The organism is Prevotella disiens (assembly GCF_900454955.1).
GTDB classification, from domain to species: Bacteria; Bacteroidota; Bacteroidia; order Bacteroidales; family Bacteroidaceae; genus Prevotella; species Prevotella disiens.
Window position 1 is genome coordinate 462,062 of sequence record NZ_UGTL01000001.1, and the last position, 21,154, is coordinate 483,215.

The following is a 21,154-nucleotide window of genomic DNA, read 5'->3' on the forward strand; positions in this document are numbered from 1 at the left end:
CCAAGCGAGGATTACTTCTTTCATATTGTTTCCTTGTAGGGAAACTCCAGTGTCCCTACGGAAACACTGCCACAAGAGGTGTTGCAGCGTAGCAATACTTATGGTGGGAACCGCTCAACAATATAAGACCCATAGCAAAACTGTTGCTTTCGAACGGTTATTGCTATGGGTTTTGTTATTTTGGCATTGCTATTTGGGCAGCATGCCTGATGTTTTAGTTTGTCAAAGGGTGTGTTTTATGGTAAGATTATTCTGCCAATGTGAAGATAAATTTCAATCCTTGTGGGGCGTTGGCAGTAACTTCTATCGTACCATTATGGTGTATGACCGAATTTTTCACGATGGCTAAACCCAAACCTGTGCCTCCCATTTTTCTACTTCTGCCTTTGTCAATTCGGTAGAAGCGTTCAAATAGGCGTGGTCTATGCTCAATGCTTACACCAATTCCGTTATCGGCAAATTCAAACCGATAACAATTGTTTTCCTTTTGTGCAGAAAGCGTTATCGTAGTGTTGTCGCCTGCGTAGGCAATGGCATTATCTGTAAGGTTGCGGAAGATACTATAAAGGAGCGACCTAACGCCTTTTATCTTTATTCCTTCAGGCAAATGGTTGATGAAAGCCATGCCGTGTTGCTCTATTTCGTGTGCCGTTTCGGCTTCAATGTTACGCACCAAAGCATTGATATCCACTTCTTCTTTTTCCAACATCTGCGCTCCGTCGTCCATACGGTTAAGGGTTGAGATGTCGCGGAGTAGGGAAGTGAGTCGTTCTGTCTGCGAATACGACCTTTGTAAGAACATCAATTTGTCCTCTTCTTTTACATTTGGATTGTTTAATATGGTTTCTAAGTAGCCTTGAATCGATGCAACAGGTGTCTTCAATTCGTGTGCAATATTCTGCGTTAGTTGTCGTTTTAAAATATCTTGCTGCTTTCTTGTCGTTTCCAAACGTTTATAAATCTTGATAATACGTTCGGCTATTTCGCCTAATTCATCGTCAGGAAACGTTGCCAAATCCTCTATTTCTAAACTTTTATTATGGTCGGCACGCCATGCAAAGGTTTTTAATTTGTGAATATTATTATCTAATCGGCTCATGAAGCGGTAGATAATAATGGTGAGCAGTGCCAATCCTAAGAGCGATACCCAAATATAATGTTGGTCATAACGTAGCGAATTAGCCAAACTTTCAGTGTAAGGCACTGACGAACGCACAAATATTTGTTGTTTAGGGAAGTAGGTTGCTGAATAAAAGTAGAGAGTATGGAGCGTTTTACTCTTTCTATCTACCACCGAACCTTTGCCGTTTTTTCGAGCCAACATTATTTCCTCTCGGTTATTATGGTTGCTCATCTGGTTGTAGTCTTTCTTTTTGTTATCGTAAAAGACTTTCCCATTGGCTTGTATCAGTGTGATACGCAAATCATTTTTGTAATGTTGTGCTATATATTTGCTTATTTCCGCTTCATTAAAAGGGTGGTCTTCAAGATTTTCAGCCATTTGTTGGTTAAACATCTGCAACTTTAGCTCTAACGTATCTATTTTGTACTGCTTTTCACGGTTCTGTTGGAAAATGATAAATGCCACAGAGTAAGTTAGAAAGACTGCCATAATGCTGAAGTAGAGCTTATGTCCGATACTTAATTTACGCATGGAACTGAAGTTTTTAATTCTTGAAATAATAGCCGTAACCTAAGCGTGTTGCGATGTAAGTAGAAAATCTTCCTAACTTTTTTCTTAATCTTGTAACATACACATCTACCGTTCTGTTCAATACTAACACATCTTTTGGCCAAATGCGGTCTAAGAGTTCTTGTCGTGAATAAACTCTTCCTTTATGTTCCATAAGGAGTTGCAAGAGTTCAAACTCTGTTTTGGTGAGTCCAATTTCCTCGCCATCGATGCGTACAATCTTTTTGTCCAAGTTGATTTCCAATCCTTCAAACTCTAATGTTTCTTCTTCCGTTACGGTTGGTTGAGCAACATTTTTAGTACGATTGAGTACCGCCCGAATGCGCAACATTACCTCACGCAACGAGAAAGGCTTTGAAATATAGTCGTCAGCACCTAAGTTGAACCCTGTAATCGTGTCGTTTTCAGTGTCTTTTGCGGTAAGAAAAATGATAGGAATATGCTTTGTTTCAACATTTTCCTTCATTCTTTTCGCCATGGAGAAGCCTGAAATTTGCCCCATCATAACGTCTAACAAGATAAGATTATAATCGGTTAGTTGAAGTTCCAATGCTTCTTCAGCCGAGTTAGCCGTATCAACGATGTAACCTTCTGTTTCAAGATTGAACTTTAAAATTTCGCAAATGTCTACTTCGTCGTCAACTATTAGAATGTGATGTTTGGTTTCTTGCATAATTTTGAAAGAATATTACGTTTTTGCAAAATTAGCGATTTCTTTCTAATACACAAATGTTACAATGTTAAAATGCTGTGAATATAGCATTAAGGGATACCGCTATTTTTCCATACCGATTGTTTCGCAATGCGAAATAGGCTCTTTTGGAGTTCAAAACAGGCTCTTTTGACGTTCAAAACAGGCACTTTTGTAATTGTGGAAAGTTTTTTTGCACCTTCTTTTGCCGTTATTCTTTCAAAATATTCGTCCATATCAGATTATTATCGTATTTTTGTTACGATATTTGCAACGGCTATTGATTGACAATATAGCTGATTCCACATTCTAATTTTTAAGCAATGACAGAACAAGAATTTGAAAAACTATGGCAAGAAAACCGCGCAAAGTTGCTTGCTAATGACGAAGAATATAAGCGCATTAGCAAAAGCTATATGGCGTGGGGGTGGTTAGACTATTTGGTTTTAATAGGGGGATTCGTCATTTGCGAAACCTTTGTCAATAGTTTTGCATTGTCCACCTTTGTGAAATTTGCGTTAGAAATCCTTGGAATGTTCATCATTTGGTTGGGATTTCGACTCATTAAAGCCCGATTGGGGAGCAAAAACACGCTTGAAGACGTGGAACAACGCATCAAAGAAAGGTATAAATCAACATTGCATTGACATAAAAAGACTCCTATCCGAACAAGATAGGAGTCTGCTTTTTATAGAAGTGCATAAGGTTTTTACTATCTTTGCACTTACTTTTTGATTTGAGTTGTTAGCCAAAGAAGTGGAATTCGCCGACGATAAATAATAAACCATAGCCTAATGCAAGTGAGATAAGACCACAAAGAAGTCCCGTTTTGAGCATATCCTTTTGTTGTATCAAACCTGTTGAATAAGCAATAGCATTTGGAGGAGTAGAAATAGGTAAGCACATCGCAGAAGAAGCTGCAATGGCAACGCCAAGAAGAATGGTACTTGTGCCACCTATTACACCTAATTTATCGCCCATAGCACGGCAAACTACTGCGAGAATTGGCATTAAAAGGGCTGCGGTAGCGGTGTTGGAAATGAAGTTGGAAAGGAAATAGCAAATCAATCCAGACACAATAAGAATCATAATAGGACTCCAATTTCCGAATGGAATACTCTCGATGGCTACATCGGCTAATCCAGAACTATTCATACCCAAACCTAAAGCAAAACCTCCTGCAACCATCCAAATGACACTCCAATCAATTTGTTGCAAGTCTTTTGCCGAAATCACGCCTGTAATGGCAAATACACCCATTGGAATCATGGCAACAGTATTGGTATTGATGCCTGTAATTTTTTCTGGAATAATCCAAAGAAGAATGGTTATAATGAAAGTAGCAATCACGATATACATGCGCCAACCCTTGTGTACTTCACCGTCAATGTTGAGTTCGATAGTCTTTTTGCTGAATGGGAAGAAGTAAAGCAATATACGCCAGCAAATCAAAAGGAGGATAATAACCAATGGTGTCATTATCATCATCCATTGACCGAAGCTAATACCAAGGTTCAAACCTTCTGGGTCGTTCAAGAATTTAAGCGCAATCATATTAGGAGGCGTACCGATAGGAGTACCCATACCACCCAAATTGGCAGCCAAAGGAATAGACATGGTCAAGGCGATACGTCCTTTTCCATTTGCTGGGAGAGCTGCAAAAACTGGTGCTAAGAACGTTAGCATGAGCGCAGCCGTAGCTGTGTTGGAAATAAACATTGAGAAAATACCTGTGATGAATAAGAATCCCAACAAGACATTCTCACTCTTCTTGCCAAAAGGACGTATCATGTTGCGTGCCAAAAGCGTGTCTAATCCCGATTTAGAAGCTGCAATAGCAAGGATAAAACCTGCCAAGAACAACATAATAATAGGGTCGGCAAACGAAGCCATGATAGCTTTCGACTTTAAAAGTTCGCCTATTCCATCACCTTTGAATATCGTAAATGAATTTTCTGAAACGGTAACACACATTATCATCATGATAGCAAGCGATGTAGCCCATGCTGGAATGCACTCAGTGAGCCATGCTAAAGTTGCAAAAACAAAGATTGCAATAATGCGTTGTTGTACTATTGTTAAGCCGTCAATACCAAAAAACGTGATAGGAAGGTTCCAAACTCCAATTGTTATCAAAGCAATTGCCAAAAGCTGCCATACCTTTTTCATTTCAATGGTTGATGATAGCACATTCAAATTATTTTCTGACATGGTACATAATGTTTAATTAATAATATAAAAAATGCTCTCTTGTCTTTTAAAACTGCTACTAATTTATTAAAAATTATTTGGATTATATGACAAATTAGTCTTTTTTTTGTACTTTTGTCGAAAATATTTTTACACAATGCGCAAGTTATTAGTATTACACATCTTATTATTAAGCTTACTTTGTAGTTGTAATAATAAAAAAGTTGAAAGCGATAATTCGTTACAAAACGATAGTAGTTTGGTCTTCAAATATGCCAAAAATATAAAAATGGAGCGTACCAATGAAGGCATAAAAGTAACAATGGCTAATCCGTGGAAGCAGGGTAAGACGTTGCATACCTACTATTTGGTGGAAAATATTGATAAGGCTGAAAAGCACGAAGGGGCTACAAATATTCAAATTCCAATGCAACATGGTGTGTTTTTCACTACGGCTCATGCCAATTTAATGGAGATGTTAGGTGCACAAAAAGCCATTGCTGGTGTGGCAGATGCCAAGTATATGCTCATTCCTGATGTGCAAACACGCTTGAAAGCAAATAAAATTATGGATTGTGGGGACGGTATGAAACCGAATATAGAAAAGATTATCGATTTGAAACCTGACGGATTATTGCTTTCTCCATTTGAAAATAGTGGTGGATATGGTAAGTTGGACGAAATAAAAATCCCTATTATAGAGTGCGCAGAGTACATGGAAACATCGGCTTTGGGGCGTGCTGAATGGATGAAATTCTATGGAATATTGTTCGGTTGCCAACAAAAAGCTGACTCATTGTTCAGTGTTGTGGAGAAAAGCTACCTTGCATTGAAGGAAAAAGCAAAGCGTGCGAAACAAACATTGTCTGTGTTGCCCGACCGCAAAACGGGTAGTGTGTGGTACGTTCCAGGCGGAGAAAGCAGTGTGGGATTGCTCTATAAAGATGCAAATGGTAAGTATGCGTTTGCAAATGATAAGAAAAGTGGGAGTCTTTCTCTGTCTTTTGAAACTATTTTGGATAAACTTGGTCAAGCAGACTTTTGGATTTTGAGTTATTATGGCGCATTTAATAAACAACTATTATTGGCAGAATATCAAGGTTATTCGGCTTTAAAGCCATTCAAAACAGGCGAAATTTATGGTTGTCAGGTAGATAAAACTCCTTATTTTGAGGAAGTTAGTTGGCGTCCAGACTGGCTTTTGGGCGATTTAATCCAATTGTTCCACCCTGACTTGAAGACTGGAACAATGCGCTATTACCATAAACTTTAAGCCTTAGACAAACTATTTGTCAATGAAAAAAGATACTTGGGCATTTGTAATGCTCCCTCTCGGCATCGTTATTATGTTTCTTCTGAACCTTTATATTGGCTCAGTTCGAATCCCTTTGAACGATGTTATTAATATATTTTTAGGTCGCTTTGATGGCAAAGAGAGTTGGCGTTTCATCATTTTGGAGAACCGTTTGCCACAAGCTATTACCGCTATGTTCTGTGGAGGCGCATTGGCTGTGAGCGGATTGATGCTGCAAACAGCTTTTCGTAACCCCTTAGCAGGTCCTGATGTGTTCGGTATTAATGCAGGAGCAGGTCTCGGTGTTGCTTTGGTTATGCTGCTTTTGGGTGGCAATGTTTCCACAATTCTCTTTTCAGTGTCAGGTTTTATGGCTGTTTTGGTATCGGCTTTCCTTGGTGCAATGGCAGTAACCGCATTGATATTCTTCTTTTCTTTGCTCATTAGAAATAGCGTTTTACTGCTCATTATTGGCATTATGGTGGGCTATATTTCATCGTCTGTCGTGTCATTACTCAACTTTTTTGCTACCGAAGAGGGCGTAAAAAGCTATATGATATGGGGAATGGGCAACTTCGGAGGTGTATCAATGGAACAAATACCTGTTTTTGTAGCGATAGTAAGTATCGGTATTTTTTGTTCGTTACTATTGATGAAACCGCTCAATGCGTTGCTTTTAGGACCTCAATATGCTGAAAGTTTGGGCATAAATACGCGGCTTGTGCGCAACTATTTGCTCATTGTAACAGGGCTTTTGTCAGCCATTACCACTGCTTTTTGTGGTCCTATTGGCTTCATTGGGTTAGCTGTTCCTCACATTGCACGTTTATTATTGCACACAGACAACCACAGATTACTGCTTCCTTCGACCATTCTTAGTGGCGCATTGATAGCACTTTTCTGTAATTTAATATGCTATTTGCCTGGCGAAGGCGGCATCATTCCGCTCAATGCGGTAACCCCTTTGATTGGCGCACCCGTTGTTATCTACGTTCTTATGAAATCAAAAGGATAGAAAAGGTCATCGAAAAATTGTCCAATTGCTTTTAGCAGTTGGATATTTTTTTGTAGTTTTGCAAACAAAATCTATCACCTTTGATTAAAGGTTTGTCTAATTTATAAAATGAACACAACTAATTTATCACCATTCAGACGAACAGTTGTTGGCATACAATTCCTTTTTGTGGCTTTTGGCGCAACTGTTCTCGTTCCGTTGCTTGTAGGTCTTGACCCAGCAACAGCACTCTTTACCGCAGGTATCGGTACGTTTATCTTCCATTTAGTTACCAAAGGTAAAGTTCCAATCTTCCTTGGTTCATCGTTTGCTTTCATTGCGCCCATTATTTCCGCATCAAAACAATGGGGAATGCCTGGAACCTTAGCAGGTATCGTGGGGGTATCGTTGGTCTATTTCATTATGTCGGCACTCATTAGGTGGCAAGGAAGAAAACTCTTAGACAAACTTTTCCCACCTGTTGTCATTGGTCCTGTTATCATTTTAATCGGACTTTCATTGTCAGGTTCGGCTGTTGATATGGCGAAAAACAATTGGCTTTTGGCTTGTGTATCGCTCACAGTAGCCATTCTTGTCCTCACTTTGGGCAAAGGATTGATAAAACTTGTACCTGTGGTTTGTGGCATTGTAGTGGGCTATATCGTAGCAATTTGCATGGGTGAAGTTGATTTTACCCCTGTCATGAATGCGCCTTGGTTTGCCCTTCCACCCGCAATTTCTCAATTCCATTTGCCACAATTTGCTTGGGAACCTTTCCTTTTCATGATACCCGTAGCGATTGCGCCTGTGATAGAACATATTGGCGATGTTTATGTGGTAGCTGCTGTGGCTAAAAAAGACTTTGTTAAAGAGCCTGGACTGCACCTTACTATGCTTGGCGATGGTTTGGCTTGTTTGGCAGCGAGCTTCTTTGGTGGCCCTCCTGTAACCACTTATAGTGAAGTAACAGGTGCGATGAGCATTACAAAGATTACCCAACCACAAGTTATTCGTATTTCGGCAGCTACGGCAATCGTCTTTTCTGTCATCGGAAAGTTGAGTGCTTTGTTGCAAAGTATCCCTGCTGCGGTGCTTGGCGGTATCATGTTGTTGCTCTTTGGAACGATTGCTTCAGTGGGCATACAGAACCTTGTTCAACATAAAGTAAACTTGAATAAAACTCGAAACACCATCATTATTTCGGTAACCCTTACCATTGGCATTGGCGGAGCAATCCTTACTTGGGGCAATTTTGCCATGAGTGGTATCGGCTTATCGGCTATTGTTGGTGTACTTCTCAACCTTATCTTGCCACAAGAAAAGGACGAAGAGGTGGAAGAGGCATAAAACGATTATACTATAAAATAAAAAAATCCTCACAAGGTAGCTCTTATCTTGTGGGGATTTTTTGTATCTTAGAACGCATAGAAACTGTTTTGAAAAGCGAAACAGCCTATTTTGAACGCCAAAAGAGCCTATTTTGCACCTCAAAAGTGCCTATTTTACAATCGAAGCAATCTTAATTTTGGTTGTCGTTTTGTTTTTATTGTTTGCATAAAGGGTGATATATCAGTTTTTAATCGTAACTTTGCATAAAATATAGCTGCACTCGGCAATATTCAAACAAGTTTGTATTGCTCTCGTTGGCAATATTTTTGCATAAAATATAAATCTTAAACTTCAAGGATAATCTTGTTTTTGGAGTAGGAGGAATATTGTTTAGAATAATTTTTACATATAGGATAAATAAAGAATGGAAAATCAATTACATAAATTTATGGCTGTAGATTACGAACTCTACAGCATTGAGAACGGAAACGACGTTTTAGTTGAAAAAACGCAAGAGAATATGCCGTTAGAATTTTATTCTAATTGCGACATGGCATTGCCTGATTTTGAAGAAGCAGCATTGAAAACGCCTGTTGGCGAACACTTTGAATTTGTTTTAGAAAAGGGAAAAGCTTACGGCGAATATAGCGAAGAGAACGTATTAGAACTCGATAAAGCGCTATTTTCTATGAATGGCGAGTTTGATAGTGAGAACGTTTACGAGGGCGCAGTCATTCCTTTGCAAAATGAAGAAGGTCAGCGTTTTATGGCTAAAATCATTGAAATCACTGATAATAAAGTGAAAGCCGATTTCAATCACCCCCTTGCTGGCAAAGAATTGAAGTTTAAAGGTCATGTAAAAGAAAATAGAGATGCGTCTGAAGAAGAAGTAAAAGCATTTTTTGACCGCTTAAATACTCCTCATTGCGGTTGCGGTTGTGGCTGCGGAAGCAATGGTAACGAAGGCGGTTGCGGTTGTTATAGTGGCGACGAAAGTTGCGGTTGTGGCTGCGGAAGCAATGATAACGAAAGCGGTTGCGGTTGTTATAGTGGCGACGAAAGTTGCGGTTGTGGCTGCGGAAGTAATGACGAAGGTCGCAAAGAAGGCGGCTGTTGTTGCAAATAAACACGGCATTGGGGCGTAAAATCATGCGCTCCAATAGTTTAATATAGAAAGAAAATATGCCCAATGCAATTGGTACACTTTATACGCTGACAACGTTTGGCGAAAGCCACGGTTCAGCAATTGGAGGAATCGTAGACGGAATGCCGCCAGGCATAGAAATTGATATTGATTTCATACAAAACGAACTGAGCCGCCGCCGCCCTGGTCAGAGCAATATCACAACCGATAGGAACGAAACCGATGAGGTGGAGTTGCTGAGTGGTGTGTTTGAAGGCAAATCGACAGGCACTCCAATAGGTTTTATTGTAAGAAATAGAAATCAAAAGTCGGCTGATTACGATGATATTCGTCATCTTTTCCGACCTTCGCACGCCGATTACACCTACTTTAAGAAGTATGGCATAAGAGATTATCGTGGTGGTGGACGAGCATCGGCACGTATCACGTTGGCAAGAGTCGTAGCTGGGGCATTGGCAAAACTCGTGTTGCGCAAGCAAAACATCAGTGTAACAGCGTTTACATCGCAAGTTGGCAACATAGCATTGGATAAGGATTACAGCAAATACGACCTTTCAAAAACGGAGAAAAGCCTCGTAAGATGTCCTGATAACAAGACTTCGCAAGCAATGGAAACATTGATAACAGAAGTAAAAGAAGCGGGCGATACCATTGGCGGAGTCATCACTTGCGTGGTAAAAGGTTGCCCTATTGGCTTGGGAGAACCTGAATTTGGTAAACTACACGCTCAATTGGGCGCAGCAATGTTGAGTATTAATGCTGCGAAAGGCTTTGAATATGGCGAAGGATTTAGTGGAAGTTCATGGCGAGGCAGTGAGCAAAACGATAGATTTGCCCAAACAGAAAGTCTTGAAGGCGATGGTATAAAAACAGAAACCAACCACAGCGGAGGCATTCAAGGTGGCATTAGCAATGGCGAAGATATTTATTTCAGAGTAGCTTTCAAGCCTGTTGCGACACTTTTAATGGAACAACAAACAGTTGATATAGACGGTAACGAATCGATAATCAATGCAAAAGGCAGACACGACCCATGTGTTTTGCCGCGTGCAGTACCCATTGTTGAGGCTATGGCAGCCATGACAATACTCGATGCGCTATTGGTCTATAACTCCAAAAAAATATAAACAAGGTAGTCTTTTGCAAAATAATTGCATAAAAGTAATGTTTTTTTTATCTTTTGAACTACCTTTGCAGTACTATTTTGTACCATTTGAGAAAATTGTACGAATATGTTTAGTTAAGTCTAGTTTAGTTTTTGTGTTGGTTGAGAGCGTTCAGTTGAACGCTCTCAAATTTTTTCATGAAGAAAACGATACATTCTTCGGCTTAATATGCTACCTTTTGTTTCAAAAATGTACCCGTTTTGAGTTCTTCCACCGTTTGTAAGATTTCGGAACGAGTATTTTATACCTGCACCGTATTGAGTTCTTTGACCTTGAACGGCATATTTTACTTTTCTTTCCATATTGATTTTCCATTCATCATACAAATATCAAGCCACGAAAGTAGATTTCTTTCATAATGGCGTAAGGCTTTCATGCTGCAATTGTGTTATGATGTGACCTTAACTCCCTTTAACTCCTTATTTTTCGGTGCATAATGCAAATATTGTAACTTTGCCAAAACGAATTAAAAATAACATTTGCACGATAAAAACAATATGCGTAACATTGCAATCATAGGCGGTGGAGCGGCAGGACACTTCGCTGCCATAGCGGCAAAGAAGGCTGAACCTGAGTCTGTTGTAACCATTTTTGAAAAATCAGGAAGGGTTTTGGTTAAAGTTGGTGTGTCGGGGGGCGGTCGATGCAACCTTACTAACTCGTTTAACGATATATCCGACTTAAAACAAGCCTATCCACGGGGCGAGAAACTGCTGAAACGATTGTTCAAAACCTTTGATAATAAAGATGCTTTTCAATGGTTTGAACAACACGGAGTGGCTTTAGTTACGCAAGAAGATGAATGTGTTTTCCCTCGTTCGCAAAGTTCTCAATCGGTTATTGATTGTTTAACGCATACGGCAAGCAAATTGGGGGTGGTTACAAACTTACACCATGTACTGACGAAGATACAAAAAATGGACAACAATCGATTGGAATTGCATTTTAAAGACAAAGCTCCACGCCAGTTTGATAAGGTTATTATTACTACGGGAGGGTCGCCACGCATAGGCGGATTGCAATATTTAGCCGATTTAGGACACAAGATAGAACAGCCTGTACCATCGCTTTTCACCTTTAATATAAGAGAAAAAGCATTTTGTAATCTTATGGGAGCAGTTGTAACACCTGTTCAATTATCTATTCCTTCCACGAAGTTTCGTAGTCAAGGCGCATTGCTCATCACCCATTGGGGTATGAGTGGTCCTGCAACCTTGAAACTTTCATCGTATGCAGCACGCTATTTGGCAGAACAAAACTATCAATCGCCTGTTGCTATCAATTGGGTGAACGAGACAAACGCCCAACTTGTAGAACAAAATGTGATGGAATTGGCTTTGTTAAATCAAAAAAAGCAAGTGGCAAATGTGCGTCCTTACGATTTACCTTCGCGTGTTTGGAGTTATCTTTTGGAGCGTTCCAATATAGAAAAGGAGAAACGTTGGGGAGAAGTAGGGCGCAAAATGATGAATAAATTAGTGGAAACTTTGACCAATGACGTGCATCAAATCGCAGGAAAAGGTACGTTTCGAGACGAATTTGTTACCTGTGGCGGTGTAAGTTTGAAGAGTATCAATCCCAATACCTTAGAAAGCAAAGTTTGTTCTGGACTTTATTTTGCTGGCGAAGTGCTTGATATTGATGCCATAACGGGCGGTTTTAATCTTCAAGCAGCATGGACAACAGGGTTTGTAGCAGGGCAAAAATAAGGACAAAGATAAAATATCACGCAATAAAAATAAAAAACTGACGAATGGTATTGACGATTTTAAGAGCAATAGTGCATTATGGGCTACATTTTGGCGCACCTTTTTTGTTTGCACAACTCTATAAAGGTGAACGAAAGATAAAGGCTTTTTGGATTTTAATGGCTACAATCCTCATCGATTTAGACCACCTTTTAGCTACGCCAATGTTTAATCCGTATCGTTGTAGCGTGGGTTTTCACCCTTTGCACTCTTATTTTATGGTAGCTATTTATGTGCTGATGTGCGTACTTCCTTTACAAAAATTGCATCTCCCTTGGTGGATTCGTCCACTTGGTATCGGTCTTTTGTTTCATATTCTTACCGATTTGCAAGACTTTTACCTGTGGCAACAATGGTTAATGTATTAGATTTTAATCTCTCCCCAACTTTCTTTCAATATAAAAAAGCTGGGGAGAGTTTGCTTTATTCTACTTTTTAATCCCTTTATAGAAAGGGTCAAAGTGAATGGTAATTAATAAATTTTCTTTCACAGGACGGTTATTTTTTGTCGCAGGAGTCCATTTAGGCATACGAGCAACCAAGCGAATGGCTTCGGCACGGAAATGTTTTTCAGCTTCAGCAAGTAGTTGAGCTTGCTTTTGAGCGTTGAGTTTCTTGAATTTATCGCTCTTTGCTTGTAAATTCTTCACTTTTACAGCACGCGCACCAGTAACTTGTCCATCAAATTCTATGCTGAATGCCACTTCAACATCGGCTTCAATGCGCATTTTACGAGTAGGAATGGTGTAAAGTTGGTACTCCTTAAAATAAGTTTCCATTGCTTCTTTTCCGCCCACATATTGCGGCATAATGTCGGCAGACGAAGTTTTCATTTGAGGTTTTAACGACTCTAAGGTGCTGCGAAGTTTATCAAATTCGACTGTACCGAGAATGATTTTTCCATTTGGGTCGATGAGATACAAGGTTGGAAGCCACTCCACATTGTACAAACGGTCAATGGTTGTTTCCTTTTTCCACTTTTTTAATTCGCTCACTTGTGTCCAATTCATTTGATATTTGTCCCAATAAGTTTTCACCCAAGTTTCCTTATTGGTATTGAACGAAATGCCAATGATGCGAAAATTATAGTTCATAAAATCGTTCCATAGTTGCTTCATCGCTGGAATTTCCTTTCTACAATCAGGACACCATGACGCCCAAAAGTCTAAAAGAACGTAGTTGCCACGAAAAGATTCAAGTTTTATGTCTTTTCCATCGGCAGTACGGAGCGAAAAATTAGGTGCAGTTGTACCTGGTTTCAATAGATTTGTAGCATATTTACTATCCAAATCTTGTGCAAAGGCAGTAGCGAAAGTTGCTACGAAGAGCATAGCTGATAGAATAATTCTTTTCATTTTATCTTTGTTTTTATTGTTGTTTCTTTTTGAAAATAAATTGGACGAGTCTGACAGAGTCTGACAAGTCTGACTTTGCGACCGATTCAGACGTGCGGTTGTTGCTTTTCGATTGTCAATGTTTGGTCGCAATATTCCACAACGGCTGGTCGGTGGGTGATGAAAATGATGGTTTTATCGTGCTTTTCCAACAAGTTTTTGAGCAATTGACGTTCCGTTTCAGGGTCAAGTGCTGAGGTTGCTTCATCGAAAAGCATGATAGAGCGATTACGGAGTAAGGCTCTTGCAATAGAAATACGCTGTGCTTGTCCTTCACTGAGTCCGCCTCCCTGTTCGGTACATTCGGTTTCGAGTCCATTAGGCAAGTCGAATACAAATTCAGCACAACTCTGTTTTAACGCTTTCTTCATTTCTTCGTCAGTAGCTGTGATTTTTCCCAATCGCAAATTATCGCGTATAGTTCCACTCATCAAGGTGTTTCCTTGTGGTACATAAACAAAATTGGTGCGCAAAAGTGGACTTAATTGTTTATTTTCCAACTTGTTATATATTTCCACCATGCCATTCATAGGCTTTAAAAGGGCAAGAATGATGCGTACTAAGGTAGTTTTACCCGAACCAGTTTCGCCTAAAATGGCAGTACAAGAACCAGGGTAGAAGTCATAATTAAGGTGTTCTATAACATTATCTTCCGAATCTTCGTAAGCAAAAGTAACATTCTTGAAACGTACACCACATGGCGAATCCATAACAATAGAGTCGCCTTGCTCCTCTAAAGGGTCTTCTTCTAACTCCATTAAACGTTCAGCAGCGGTGAAAACTGATACAAATGACGGAACTAAGCGAGTCAATTGGCGAGCTGGACTTTGTATTCTATTGACCAATTGTAGGAAAGCTGTCATGCCACCAAAGGTCAGTGTACCCGCCGAAAGTCGTATGGCTGCCCAACCAAATGCTATTAAATAGCCAATGGAAAAACCAAGATTGAGAACAAGATAAGAGAAAACCGAGAATTTTGTACGGCGTACTATGTTGTTACGCAATACACTTTGTGTTCCCTCCAAGCGGTTTACAGCTTCGCTATCACCCTCTAATGTCTTGATGAGCATACGGTGTTGTATGGTTTCTTGCAAGATACTTTGCACCTTTGAGTCGGAATTTCTTACCTCACTTGTTAGGTGTCGCATCTGTCTCATGTAGATTTTGCTGAACACAACGAAGATAGGAATCATAATAACAATAACGATTGCCAACCGCCAATCCATTGCAAAAAGATAGAAAAACGCCCCCAAGAAGAGTGCCAAAGTAGACAATGAGTTGGGAATGATTTCTGTTAAAAAGTTCACAACATTAGCAACGTCAATCTCTAAGCGGTTCAGCACATCGCCTGAATGATGACTTTCTTTGCCTTTCCATTCGGAACGGAGAATGCGGTCTAATAGTTTTTGTTGCATTCTGTTCTGTGCTTTTATCCCTAAAAGGTTGCGTATCCAAACCGAAGTGATGTTCAATGCAAAGTCGCAAAGTATCAAAACGCCCATGAGTAATACGGCTGTGATGATTTCACCCTTTACTTCGTGCGATGCAACATCTATGGCATGCTGCACAGCCCATACCGAAGAAAGCGAAACAATCACACCAAGCAATCCTATCAAAGCATTGAGAGAGGCTTGTAATCGGTTGCCTTTCCATGCCACCCACAACCATTTTAGAATTTCTTTGGCAGTATATTTTGTTTTAGGAATCTTAAATATGTTACTTAATTTCATTCTTAATTTGTGTCAGACAATCCGTTTTTTATCTATTATTTGCGTGAGTCAGCACCCAACATGAGTTTTTTACGCAATGTAGAATAATAATTATGCCCACGACGTTTAACGATTCGTGTTACAAAAGGAGCCTTATGAATGGTTAGAACAGTTCCTTCGTGCAAGTTGATTGACCTTCCGTCAATGGCAACAAGGAAGTTATGGCTGCGGCTTTCGACCTCTATTTTTATTTCAACATTGTCGTTTAAAACAATCGGACGAATGTTTAAACTGTGAGGGGCAACAGGGGTTAAACTCAAAATCGCACTGTGTGGCACTAAAATTGGCCCTCCATTCGACAGCGAATAAGCCGTTGAACCCGTTGGAGTGCTGACGATAAGCCCATCGGCAAGGTAGGTTACAAGATATTCGCCATTGATATTGACGTAAATTGTAATCATAGACGCATTGTCACGCTTAAGGATTGCAATGTCGTTAAGGGCATAAGGATAGGCTTCGATGATTTCGCTTTCCGATTCTAACTTAATAATAGCACGTTCATCAATGTCGAAACTGCCGTTATAAATATCGTCTAACGTTTCTTTAATCTCGCTTGGGGAAATGTTAGCGAGGAACCCTAAACGCCCCATATTGACTCCGATAATAGGAATTTGTTTTGCTCCCACTTTGCTGGCAGCACGCAAAAAAGTTCCATCACCGCCTAATGAAATCGCATAATCGGTATTAAAATTGGCACCATCGAACACGCCTGAAACATGAATATCTTCGTTTAAGTCTTTGCAAAGGTCGTTGTAGAAACCTTCTTCCATGTAAATTTCGGCTTCACGCTTGGCTAAATAGTCAAGCACCTCCCATATATGTACTGTTTCTAAGGCTTGTCTATCGTTGCCAAAAATAGCAAAACTAAGTTTCTTTTTCGACATATCATTTCTTGTTTTATGGTCTGCTAACCTTTTTTCTGCACTATTTTGTACATCTTTTCTGTATCACTCTTTCGCTCAATCATGAATAATTTTGTATATTTGCATGTGCGTTAGAATGCAAAGAATATGGGGCAAGAAACACTTTTTATCTATTGTGTTGTCAATAAAGTAGACCCTTTTCCTTGCAAAAATAGCGAATTAAGTTGGATTTTTAAAGAATAAAGCAAAAAATATATGGCAAAGGTATATGAATTTCTTGCCAATGGCTTTGAAGATATTGAGGCTTTGGCACCCGTAGATATTCTCCGCCGAGGTGGAGTAGAAGTGAAAACTGTAAGTATTTCTGACAGTTTAATGGTGGAATCGGCTAATGGTGTAACCATGAAAGCCGACCTTTTGTTTACCGAAACTGCCGATTTTATGGACGCAGATATGCTCCTTTTACCTGGCGGAATGCCTGGTGCGGCTAATTTAAACCTACACGATGGACTGCGTTCTCTGCTCGTTGCTTACAATGAAGCAGGCAAAAAGTTAGGTGCAATCTGTGCGGGTCCTATGGTTTTAGGTTCAGTTGGTGCCTTGAAAGGTAAGCGTGCAACGTGTTATCCAGGCTTTGAAAAACGATTAACAGGTGCAGAACATACAGGCGAATTATGTACAATAGATAAGAATATTACCACAGGAAAAGGTCCTGCTGCTGCCTTTATGTATGGCTTTGCAATATTAGCGCAACTCACTTCAGAGGCTAATGCGAAGGAAATCAAGGACGCTATGCTCATCACAGAGATGATGAAACTGCATTAAAGTTTTGAAATGATGAATTATATCGTAATCGTTGCAGGCGGAAAAGGGTTGAGAATGGGTAGCGAAATGCCCAAACAATTTCTTCCAATCAATGGGAAACCTGTGTTGATGCACACCATTGAGCGTTTTCATCACTATGATGCGGAAATGAAAATTATTGTGGTTCTGCCTCAAAACCAGCAAGCAATGTGGCATGAATTATGCGAAAAACATGCTTTCAACATAGAACATCAAGTTGCAAATGGAGGTGAAACTCGCTTTGAATCATCGAAAAATGGTTTGGCTATGATACCTGATAGCGATGACGGATTGGTGGGTTTTCACGATGGTGTGCGCCCTTTTGTTTCCGAAGAAACCATCAAACGTTGCTTCGATGAGGCTCAAAAAACGTGTGCTGCCATTCCTGTGCTGCCTGTTATCGACAGTTTGCGCCAAGTAGACCAAAACGGAAATTCGAAAAGTGTAGACCGTTCAGCCTTCAGAAGTGTGCAAACGCCACAAGTTTTCAATATTGCAATGGTAAAAATGGCATTCGCTCAACCTTATCAAACTACTTTTACAGACGACGCAACCGTTATGGAACAGTTTGGTTGTAAGGTTTCTTTGGTGGAAGGCAATAGCGAAAACATCAAAATAACAACACCATTCGACTTGAAAGTGGCTGAAATTATCGCAGCCAACCAATAAAAATAAAAAACAATGGATATACTCCAACAAGATTTAATGTACCTTTCAGGCGTGGGACCACGCAAAAAAGAGATTCTAAGCAAGGAGCTTGGCATCAGTACTTATCGTGATTTGTTGGAATATTATCCTTACAAATACGTTGATAGGACGAAGGTTTACCTCATTTCAGAGTTAGTTCCTGATATGCCTTTTGTTCAAATTAAAGGCCGTATCCTTAGCTTTGAAGAGTTTGAAATGGGCAAAAGAAAGAAACGAGTTGTGGCTCATTTCAGCGATGGGCACGGCGTTTGCGACCTCGTTTGGTTCAATGGTTCGCAATATATCTACAAAAACTATATCATAGGGAAGGAATACATTGTCTTCGGAAAGCCCACTGTCTACAACGGAAGGTTCAATTTTTCACACCCAGATATTGACGAGGCGTCAGAATTGCAACTCAACGACATGGGAATGCAGCCTTTTTACATCACCACAGAAAAGATGAAAAAGGCAGGAATAACATCGCGTGCCATAGAGAAATTGACCAAAACACTCATTACAAAACTGACTACCACCTTGCCAGAAACACTCCCTGATTTTATAACGGAACGCTTACACTTGATTTCAAGGAACGAAGCTGTGCGTAGAATCCATTATCCTAAGTCGATAGAAGACACGCAACGTGCGAAAGTTCGCCTAAAATTTGAAGAACTTTTTTACGTTCAACTCAATATATTAAGGTATGCCAGCGACCACAGACGCAAGTATCGTGGACTTTATTTCAAGAAAGTTGGCGCACAATTCAATTGGTTTTATGCGCACAATCTGCCCTTTGAACTCACCAATGCTCAAAAGCGTGTGATGAAAGAAATACGTGCTGATATGGGCAGTGGACAGCAAATGAACCGACTTTTGCAAGGTGATGTAGGTTCAGGCAAAACACTTGTGGCTCTTATGTCAATGTTAATAGCAGTTGATAATGGCTTTCAAGCGTGCTTAATGGCACCTACTGAAATCTTAGCAGAGCAACATGTGCAAACGCTAAAAGATTTTTTGAAAGGCATGAATCTGCGCATTGAACTTTTAACAGGCATTGTAAAAGGCAAAAAACGCAAGGAAGTTTTAGACGGACTCCTTGATGGTTCGATTCATATTATTGTGGGAACGCACGCTATTATAGAAGATAAAGTGCAATTCAATAATTTAGGTTTGGCAGTCATAGACGAACAACACCGTTTCGGAGTCGCACAAAGAGCCAAACTATGGAGCAAGAATGAAAATCCACCCCATGTACTTGTGATGACAGCAACGCCTATTCCACGCACTTTAGCCATGACTATTTATGGCGATTTAGACGTGAGTGTGATTGACGAACTGCCTCCTGGACGCAAACCGATACAAACAATTCATAAGTTTGACACCCAAACAGTAAGTCTTTACGATGGCATTCGCAAGCAAATTCAGTTGGGTCGCCAAGTTTATATTGTGTTCCCTTTGATAAAAGAAAGTGAGAAAATAGACCTTAAAAACCTTGAAAGTGGCTATGAAGCCTTAAAGGAAGTGTTCCCAGAATGCAGCATGAGCAAGATTCATGGGAAGATGAAAGACAAGGAAAAGGAGGCAGAAATGAAACTTTTTGTCGAGGGAAAAACTCAAATATTGGTGGCTACAACGGTCATAGAAGTAGGCGTGAACGTTCCTAATGCCAGTGTAATGGTCATTCTTGATGCGCAACGTTTCGGACTTTCCCAACTCCACCAGTTGCGAGGACGTGTTGGACGTGGCGCAGAACAAAGCTATTGCATACTCGTTACCAATCAGAAATTAACCACAGAGACACGCAAACGCATTGAAATTATGTGTGATACCAACGACGGATTCGAGATAGCTGAAGCCGATTTGAAACTCCGTGGACCTGGCGACCTTGAAGGAACGCAACAAAGTGGTATTGCTTTCGATTTAAAAATTGCCGACATTGCACGCGACGGACAGTTGGTGCAAATGGCACGAGATGAGGCTAAGCGCATTATAGAAGACGACCCAACCTGCTCAAAAAGTGAATATTCTTTACTTTGGAATCGATTGAAAGAGTTAAGAAATACTAATATAAATTGGGCTGCAATATCTTAGTAATTATTACAAATATAATTGAAAAAGCCTAATATAAAGGGATTTTCGTCTAAAAACATTTTTTCTTAGCAAAGCAACACCATGAAATATAATTGCAATAAAAACTGTTAAGGGGAAAGTATTTATAAAAGAAATTACTTATCTTTGCAACGTTTGTGAAATAAATCGTTAACTTTTTGTATTGGTTAACGTGTTCATTTAAACCCAATCGTAACTATATTATGTTTCGATTTTCATTCTTAACCGAATAGATAAGTAAACAATGACTTTGAAGAAATTTGTAAAAACAATAGGATTATCGGCTCTTTTGGGATTTATAGCAGTTCCTGCTTGCGCCCAAGACTTGATTGCACGCCAATCGCCGGTAGATCGTCGTACAAAGAGTTTGGATACAATTGTAATCAATCGCTTGCAAGAATCTGAAGAAATAGCCAACCCATCAGCTTCTATTTATAGTGATTGGAGCAATAGCCGCACACACGCTTCTGGCTATCTTCCTGATGTTTATAAAATAGACTTGCGTGGTTTCCACATGCCAACACCAAGCCGTGTCGTAACAAGTAACTACGGACGCCGTTGGGGACGCGCTCATAAGGGACTTGATATTAAGGTTTATATTGGCGATACCATACGTTCTGCATTCTCAGGCAAAGTGCGTGTCGTAGGAAATGAACCACGAGGCTATGGAAGATATGTTATTATTCGCCATAATAATGGGCTTGAAACTTATTATGGACACCTTTCAAAACAAATTGTACATGCCAATCAAATTGTTAGAGCAGGCGAACCTATTGCTCTCGGTGGTAATACAGGACGTTCAACAGGTTCTCACCTTCACTTCGAAACACGCCTCGCAGGTGTAGCTATCAACCCTGCTTTGCTTTTCGATTTTCCTCATCAAGACGTAACAGGCGACTTTTATACGTTCCGTCGTAGCACTTTGGAAAGCGAGTCAGCACGTGCAACAGCACTTCGTGGTAAAGCTGCAAGCCCAGGCTATTCTCGTGAGAACATTCAAGGTACTGGTCGTTCGTCATATAAGAGCCAGAACGTATCAACCGATTATTCTTCACGCCGCCCAAGTCAAGCGCAAACAAGCAATAGTCAGATTCTTTACCACAAGGTGGCAGAAGGCGAAACATTGGAATCAATTGCAAAACAGCACGGCATAACAAAGGAACAACTTTGTAAACTCAACCATTTGGGCATTTATACCCGACTTGTTGATGGGCAAATATTAAGATATAGCTAATCGTTT

The 21,154-nt window shown here is 40.0% G+C and carries 18 protein-coding genes; 12 read left to right on the plus strand and 6 right to left on the minus strand.

Features of this window, described 5'->3' with window-relative positions; genetic code table 11:
- Window positions 1-247: 247 nt before the first annotated feature.
- A complete protein-coding gene (locus DYI03_RS01905) occupies window positions 248-1,654 on the minus strand; it encodes a sensor histidine kinase (protein ID WP_021670295.1) in 1,407 nt (468 codons plus the stop codon).
- 13 nt (window positions 1,655-1,667) lie between these two features.
- Window positions 1,668-2,366, minus strand: a complete 699-nt coding sequence (locus DYI03_RS01910) for a response regulator transcription factor (RefSeq protein ID WP_004356591.1) — start codon at window positions 2,364-2,366, stop codon at window positions 1,668-1,670.
- Between the two features lie 341 nt (window positions 2,367-2,707).
- Here DYI03_RS01910 and DYI03_RS01915 point away from each other — a divergent pair, with 341 nt between their 5' ends.
- A complete protein-coding gene (locus DYI03_RS01915; protein WP_021670297.1) occupies window positions 2,708-3,031 on the plus strand; it encodes a hypothetical protein in 324 nt (107 codons plus the stop codon).
- A gap of 97 nt (window positions 3,032-3,128) precedes the next feature.
- On the opposite strand, the gene DYI03_RS01920 is transcribed toward DYI03_RS01915, so the two are convergent.
- The gene (locus DYI03_RS01920) at window positions 3,129-4,595 is read right to left on the minus strand and encodes an SLC13 family permease (RefSeq protein ID WP_021670298.1); all 1,467 of its coding nucleotides are present in this window, start codon (window positions 4,593-4,595) and stop codon (window positions 3,129-3,131) included.
- 136 nt (window positions 4,596-4,731) lie between these two features.
- Here DYI03_RS01920 and DYI03_RS01925 point away from each other — a divergent pair, with 136 nt between their 5' ends.
- The 7 genes from DYI03_RS01925 to DYI03_RS01955 all read left to right on the plus strand — a co-directional run bounded on the left by DYI03_RS01925 (window position 4,732) and on the right by DYI03_RS01955 (window position 12,617).
- Entirely contained in the window at window positions 4,732-5,847 is a 1,116-nt protein-coding gene (locus DYI03_RS01925; RefSeq protein ID WP_021670299.1) for an ABC transporter substrate-binding protein, read from the plus strand.
- A 22-nt stretch (window positions 5,848-5,869) separates the two neighbouring features.
- Window positions 5,870-6,883 carry an iron ABC transporter permease gene (locus DYI03_RS01930; RefSeq protein WP_021670300.1) on the plus strand — a complete coding sequence of 338 codons (1,014 nt, stop codon included), beginning with the start codon at window positions 5,870-5,872 and terminating at the stop codon, window positions 6,881-6,883.
- A gap of 108 nt (window positions 6,884-6,991) precedes the next feature.
- Window positions 6,992-8,209: a uracil-xanthine permease family protein gene (locus DYI03_RS01935; protein ID WP_021670301.1), complete on the plus strand. Its 1,218-nt coding sequence runs from the start codon at window positions 6,992-6,994 to the stop codon at window positions 8,207-8,209.
- 406 nt (window positions 8,210-8,615) lie between these two features.
- Window positions 8,616-9,317 carry an FKBP-type peptidyl-prolyl cis-trans isomerase gene (locus DYI03_RS01940; RefSeq protein ID WP_115367872.1) on the plus strand — a complete coding sequence of 234 codons (702 nt, stop codon included), beginning with the start codon at window positions 8,616-8,618 and terminating at the stop codon, window positions 9,315-9,317.
- A 56-nt stretch (window positions 9,318-9,373) separates the two neighbouring features.
- Window positions 9,374-10,462, plus strand: coding sequence for a chorismate synthase (aroC, locus tag DYI03_RS01945; RefSeq protein ID WP_021670304.1), 1,089 nt, complete (start codon window positions 9,374-9,376; stop codon window positions 10,460-10,462).
- A gap of 536 nt (window positions 10,463-10,998) precedes the next feature.
- Window positions 10,999-12,210: a BaiN/RdsA family NAD(P)/FAD-dependent oxidoreductase gene (locus DYI03_RS01950; RefSeq protein WP_021670305.1), complete on the plus strand. Its 1,212-nt coding sequence runs from the start codon at window positions 10,999-11,001 to the stop codon at window positions 12,208-12,210.
- A gap of 44 nt (window positions 12,211-12,254) precedes the next feature.
- Entirely contained in the window at window positions 12,255-12,617 is a 363-nt protein-coding gene (locus DYI03_RS01955) for a DUF6122 family protein (RefSeq protein ID WP_021670306.1), read from the plus strand.
- Between the two features lie 60 nt (window positions 12,618-12,677).
- Here the strand turns inward: DYI03_RS01955 and DYI03_RS01960 are convergent, their stop codons facing one another.
- From DYI03_RS01960 to DYI03_RS01970, 3 genes are all read right to left on the minus strand, one after another.
- Window positions 12,678-13,604 carry a redoxin domain-containing protein gene (locus DYI03_RS01960; RefSeq protein WP_021670307.1) on the minus strand — a complete coding sequence of 309 codons (927 nt, stop codon included), beginning with the start codon at window positions 13,602-13,604 and terminating at the stop codon, window positions 12,678-12,680.
- Window positions 13,605-13,690: 86 nt separating this feature from the next.
- Entirely contained in the window at window positions 13,691-15,373 is a 1,683-nt protein-coding gene (locus DYI03_RS01965; protein WP_021670308.1) for an ABC transporter ATP-binding protein, read from the minus strand.
- 35 nt (window positions 15,374-15,408) lie between these two features.
- A complete protein-coding gene (locus tag DYI03_RS01970; RefSeq protein ID WP_021670309.1) occupies window positions 15,409-16,296 on the minus strand; it encodes an NAD kinase in 888 nt (295 codons plus the stop codon).
- Window positions 16,297-16,530: 234 nt separating this feature from the next.
- Here DYI03_RS01970 and DYI03_RS01975 point away from each other — a divergent pair, with 234 nt between their 5' ends.
- The 4 genes from DYI03_RS01975 to DYI03_RS01990 all read left to right on the plus strand — a co-directional run bounded on the left by DYI03_RS01975 (window position 16,531) and on the right by DYI03_RS01990 (window position 21,148).
- Window positions 16,531-17,100 carry a DJ-1 family glyoxalase III gene (locus tag DYI03_RS01975; RefSeq protein WP_021670310.1) on the plus strand — a complete coding sequence of 190 codons (570 nt, stop codon included), beginning with the start codon at window positions 16,531-16,533 and terminating at the stop codon, window positions 17,098-17,100.
- A 12-nt stretch (window positions 17,101-17,112) separates the two neighbouring features.
- A complete protein-coding gene (locus tag DYI03_RS01980) occupies window positions 17,113-17,787 on the plus strand; it encodes a 2-C-methyl-D-erythritol 4-phosphate cytidylyltransferase (protein ID WP_025064511.1) in 675 nt (224 codons plus the stop codon).
- Between the two features lie 12 nt (window positions 17,788-17,799).
- Window positions 17,800-19,896, plus strand: coding sequence for an ATP-dependent DNA helicase RecG (gene recG / locus DYI03_RS01985; RefSeq protein WP_021670312.1), 2,097 nt, complete (start codon window positions 17,800-17,802; stop codon window positions 19,894-19,896).
- 262 nt (window positions 19,897-20,158) lie between these two features.
- Window positions 20,159-21,148 carry a peptidoglycan DD-metalloendopeptidase family protein gene (locus DYI03_RS01990; protein ID WP_021670313.1) on the plus strand — a complete coding sequence of 330 codons (990 nt, stop codon included), beginning with the start codon at window positions 20,159-20,161 and terminating at the stop codon, window positions 21,146-21,148.
- Window positions 21,149-21,154 lie beyond the last annotated feature (6 nt).